This is a genomic window from Streptomyces altiplanensis (assembly GCF_053591575.1).
Genome location: NZ_JBSFUB010000203.1, coordinates 1 through 3,569 on the forward strand (window position 1 = coordinate 1; position 3,569 = coordinate 3,569).

Here is a 3,569-nt window from a genome sequence, read left to right on the forward strand (position 1 = left end):
GGGTCAACGTCCTCTGGGCCCTCCTGCGCGATGGACGGACCTACGAAACCGTGCCACCCGCCGTTCCCACTGCTTGACAAACAGCATTAGGAATCCGTGAACCAGTACGAACGTCGGTTGCATCTGTCTACTCACTTTCTGACGTCCCGCGGCATCGACGGCACGCGCGTCGCACCCGGACGCCGCCTTCGAAGGAGCCATGGCCAAACGCCCCGACAGCCGCGCCCGCGAGCTCCCCCACGCCACCCCCGACACACGGGCACCCCGTGCCACTCGGACTTTGATGGCACAAACCTAAGATCGCCACGGGTCGGTGGTGATAATCAAGGTTCGACGGCACAGGACATACCGCTTCGCCAAGCCGGCGAGAACATCCCTCGCCGCAGCGCACGAAGCCGTGCATGAGTTCGCGCCCGCGGGGCACCAGAACCAACGGTCCCCCCTGGCCCGGACGGAACCCCCGCCGTCCGAGGCCAAAACGGCCCCGCGAACCCACCCCCCCGGGATCGCGGGGCCACTTCCCCACGAATGAGCTGACGGCAACTGCCCCTGAGCGGCCCGATCACATCCCCGGGACGACCGTCCCTCAGCACACGGAAAGCCGGAGCGACCTGTACGGGGTACTGCCCCGGGCGGCGCAGAGCCATGGCGTCCTGCGTCGCCGCAAGCCTCCGATGCGGGGTGAGGGATGTCAGCGGTGGGTGACAGGATGGCCGTATGAGCGAGGAGCTGGACGACATATTGGCCGATCCCGCACGGCTGTTGACCGCTGACCGTGCGGTGGTGCGCGACCGTATCGCGGCTGCGAAGGGCGCGGACGTGGGGAGCGAGGTCTTCCTGCAGGCCGAAGCGATCTTCGGCGGCGCGGACGTGTCGCCCGCCGAGTTCGCCTCCTGGCTGCACTTCGCGGCGAAGGCGACCGGCCACGAGGAGTACGCCGAGCGAATCGCGACGGCCGAGCCGGGGATGCCGTGGCGAACTGTGTGGGCGTGGTGGCGGCCGGCCAACTGGTTCACGGCCCACCCGAGCCTGAACGGCGACTATTACCAGGCCCACCGCCGTCTGTACGAGGGCCGGGAGCTCATCGAGGTGATCGACCAGCGCGGCCCGCTCTGGCTCGACGCGGAGACGGGCCGGAGGGTGAAGGTCCGGGACGGAGAAGCGCTGACGGAAGCGCCTCGGTCGCCGGAGGCGCTTGACGCGCCCGAGCTGCGCGACTGGGAGCTGACCGCCCCGGAGAGCTGGGAAGGCGCCGTTGCGTTCGCCGCCGTGGGCGGCAGGACCCGCCACCTTGTCGAGAACGCGCACGGCATAGCGGTGCTCGAGACGGACGCGGAGGTGCTGCGGGACTGGCCGCGCGGCGAAGGGATCGACCCCACGTCGTCCGAAGAACCGCCGTCCGGCCCCGAACCGGCGCGACGGCGGCCGACGGGTCCGCTCGACGCGGCCCGGGTCGACGACGCCTTCGGGGAGCGGCACGTAGTTCGCATACCCGAGAGCGCACTGCCCGAGGGACTCGAACACCCTGGAAGCAGACGGCACTTGCGGGACATCGGCCTGCCCGCGTGGTGGGTGTGCCACGGGGCCGAGTACGAGACCCGTTCAGCCGACGCCATGCGTCCCCCGGCCGAAGGCACCCTGTCGGAGGAGGGTCTGCTGAGCGGTGTGGCCGCCGCGGACCTGATCGCCTTCGGCGCGTGCGACTACGGCGAGCTGTATCTGCACCGCCACGACGGGGCCGTGTACATCTGGAGCGGACTGGAGGGCCCGACGCACCGGACGCTGGTGCCGCTCGCGCCGGATCTCGATGTCTTCACCCGCGTCCTTGAAGCCGTCTACCGCTACAGCAACGCCTGTTGGCACCCCTATCCGGTGGAAGAGGACCAGGAGGCAGTGGCGCAGGTGTTCCTGGACGAGATGGACGAGCTGGCCCCGGGCCTGTTCGCCCCGAACACGCCCGGCGGCATGTTGTGGAGCTGGTTCTACGCAGGCATCACCGAACTGGGCGTGGACGGCTTCTAGCAGGGCTTGGTCAGGTTCGGTCTCCGGTGGCCTGTCCGGACGAGCGGCTGTGCCGTTGATCGGATGTGACACCTGAGGGTTCGGCCGCGGTGCGGTGTGATCTGGAGGATTTCACGGCGGAGGTTGTGGAGGTTGCGGAGGTTTTCGAGCCGTCCGCGCGAAACGATCAGCGTCGGTGGGCAGGTCCACCTGCGTGGGCTGCTGACCGACGGGCAGCGCAAACCGGTCGGACCGATGGCGGCCCGGCCCGGGAAGGACGGGAACCGGCAGGCCCTGGCCCGCTTCATCACCACCAGCCCGTGGGGCCCGGCGCATGTGCGGGCTGTGCCGGCCCGGAAGGCGGAAGCGGCGATCCGGCCGAGCGCGCTGATCTTCGAGACACCGGAGGGGACAGCGGCCAGGTCCACCTCGATCACCGTGGAAACGGCTGTGAGTGTGACCGGCGTGCCGGCAGGATCGTTCCGGTCACGCAGTCGGCTCGGTCGCCGGGAGGTGGCAGGCGGCGGGTGGTCAGTACGATGCCCCCTCGGTGCTCGTACGGTTCCGAGCGACGGGACGGGAAGGAGGCCGCGCCATGGTTGACGGCACGGAGGAGACGAGCCCTCATGGGCGCGGTCGCAGGCGCCAGGGCGAACTCGAGAAGCAGGTGCTGTCGGCACTCGGCTCGGCGCCCGGGCCGGTGACGGCCGCCTGGGTGCAGCAACAGCTCGGTGGAGATCTGGCCTACACCACGGTCATCACAATCCTGACCAGGCTGTACGAGAAGCAGGCGGTGACCCGCAGCAGGGCCGGCCGGTCCTTCGAGTGGACGCCGGTGGCGGACGCGGCCGGTCTGGTGGCCCTGCGCATGCGCAAGCTGCTCGACGACCAGGAAGACCGCGACGCGGTGCTCTCCCGTTTCGTGTCGTCCCTCTCGTCGCACGACGAGCAGCTCCTGCGCTCCCTCCTCAACGAAACCGACGATCCGGAGCGCTGACCGGTGGGCGTCTTCGTCTTCCGGCCCTGATTCTGCCGCTGACGACGCTGCCGATCGCGCGGCTGGCCGAACAGCCTCTCCATCCCCGGATCGCGGCGCTGTTGCTGACCTGGGCGGGAGCGATCCTTGCCGCGTGCAGCACGCTGTGCCTCGGGCTCCTGGTGGTCTCGGCACCGCGCAGTTGCCGGGCAACCCGCTGCCCGACAGCTGGTCGGACCCCGAGGTGCGGGAAGCGGTTCCTTACGACGAGGTGGCCGGGAAGGCGTCCATCGGCCATCGGTGCCCTCGCCCGCGTGGTGGTGGCGTGCGCGCTCACGGTGCGACGGCACTACGGCTTCCGTGCCCGTGCTCACCGGACACCACCACCGCCTCCTGCTCACCGTGCGGCTCGCCGGCTGCGCGAACCCGCTGCTGCGCCCGCTCCGGTCGGCGGTGGGCTGCGGCACGGAACGCTGGGCCGGAGTCACCTGTTTCTACGCGACTGTAAAGTTCACGCATCGCATGCAGTGGTGGTCGGGGACGGACGAAGACGAAGGCCCGGAGGGCGTCAGAGTGGGTACGCAGGACAGGA

General features: G+C 69.8%; 2 protein-coding genes and 2 pseudogenes. All 4 read left to right on the plus strand.

Going from position 1 to position 3,569, the window contains the following annotated elements; translation table 11 throughout:
• Positions 1 to 1,338: 1,338 nt before the first annotated feature.
• The gene (locus ACWD0Y_RS36310; protein ID WP_450264525.1) at positions 1,339 to 2,022 is read left to right on the plus strand and encodes an SUKH-4 family immunity protein; all 684 of its coding nucleotides are present in this window, start codon (positions 1,339 to 1,341) and stop codon (positions 2,020 to 2,022) included.
• Positions 2,023 to 2,087: 65 nt separating this feature from the next.
• Positions 2,088 to 2,400: pseudogene (locus ACWD0Y_RS36315) on the plus strand (transposase); the annotation flags it as partial.
• 196 nt (positions 2,401 to 2,596) lie between these two features.
• On the plus strand, positions 2,597 to 2,998 hold the full coding sequence (locus tag ACWD0Y_RS36320) for a BlaI/MecI/CopY family transcriptional regulator (protein ID WP_450264524.1): 402 nt from the start codon (positions 2,597 to 2,599) through the stop codon (positions 2,996 to 2,998).
• Between the two features lie 3 nt (positions 2,999 to 3,001).
• A pseudogene (locus ACWD0Y_RS36325) lies at positions 3,002 to 3,457 on the plus strand (M56 family peptidase); the annotation flags it as partial.
• Positions 3,458 to 3,569: the final 112 nt, after the last annotated feature.

Coding starts and splice junctions, on each gene's coding strand:
- ACWD0Y_RS36320 (WP_450264524.1), top strand. CDS start 2,597: ATGGTTGACGGCACGGAGGAGACGAGCCCTCATGGGCGCGGTCGCAGG.